1 pseudogene is annotated in these 1,182 nt (G+C 71.0%); it reads right to left on the bottom strand.

The features are described 5' to 3' along the window. Nucleotides 1-1,182, bottom strand: a pseudogene (locus tag AB0H52_RS31635) (Tn3 family transposase); the annotation flags it as partial.

Here is a 1,182-nt window from a genome sequence, read left to right as displayed (position 1 = left end):
CCTTGACCGCGTCCAGGTTCGCCGGCACCCGGCTGGGCCGGCTGCTTCGACACCGAGATCCACACCTGCCCCTTGCGGGTGCCGACCGACGTCCCGGCCGTACCGGCGCGCATCGCGGCCGCCCACCGTGCCAGCGACGTTTCCACCCGCGACCGCAGCGCGGTGACGAACTCGGTCGGGTCGGTCGGCTGCGCAATCGCGGTGTAGTGCACGTCGCGGTGCAGGTCGAAGTCGACCGGCAGGTCCGTCTCCGGGTTGCGCCATGCACGGGCGCCCTCCACCCAGATCTCCCGCCGGCGGACCGCGTCCCGCAGGGCCTGCAACACGCACAGCTCGTACGGAATCCGCTCGACCCGGCCACGGTCGTCGATGACCGCCGGTCGCCAGTCGGCCTTGACCACCCCGTCCAGCGGCACCCGGTCGGCCCGGTCGTAGTGGGTGAGCCTGCCGTCGCGGTCCTTGTACCGATGCAGTAACTCCAGGGCGTCCATCACCGGCCGGTACGCCGTGTTGTTGCACCGGAACGTCAACGCGTCCAGCAGCTTCGGCAGCATCGTGCGGTAGTGGTGCGAGTACGAGCTGGCCAGCACCGTACGCACCCGCTGGCGTCGCCGCGACTCGGTAGCCTTCGCCTCGGCCACCAGATCCTTCAGCGTCTGTTCCCCGACCGCCGGGTACACCACGTCGCGGACGATCCCGTCCGGGTGTGCCACCGACACCCCGGCCAGCCGGTACAGCACGTTGTCCTTGTCCGCGACCCGGCGGAACTCCGCGATCTGCTCCCGCTCGACCCGCCGCTCCGCCCGCGTGTTGATCACCCGCACCAGGTCGATGAACAACTCGACCAGCGAGTCGGTGACCTCGGTCTGCCGGCACCAGCACAACACCGCCAGCAGCGTCAGAGACACCTCCGGCGGGTGGTCACGGCGCAGCGTCGACGGGTACTCCGCCGCCGCCCGCGCCCTCCACCGGGCGACCCGCTTCTCCGCGACGTCAGCGAACAGCCCGGCCGGAAGCCCGATCGCCCGGACCCGGCGTAGCTTCACGATCTCGCCCAGCAGGGTCTCCAGGCCCAACTTTCCCGGGTCCGCCTTCAACTCGTTGAAGAAACTCACCCCGCCAACGCCGTCGGCGTCCGCCTCGGCGTCCTGGCCGTCGCCGAGGACCGCCCACAACGCCGCC

The sequence above is a fragment of the Micromonospora sp. NPDC050695 genome (assembly GCF_040654415.1).
Taxonomy (GTDB): domain Bacteria; phylum Actinomycetota; class Actinomycetes; order Mycobacteriales; family Micromonosporaceae; genus Micromonospora.
Note: the sequence above shows the minus strand (reverse complement) of the source record. Positions and strands in the feature narration are given on the sequence as shown.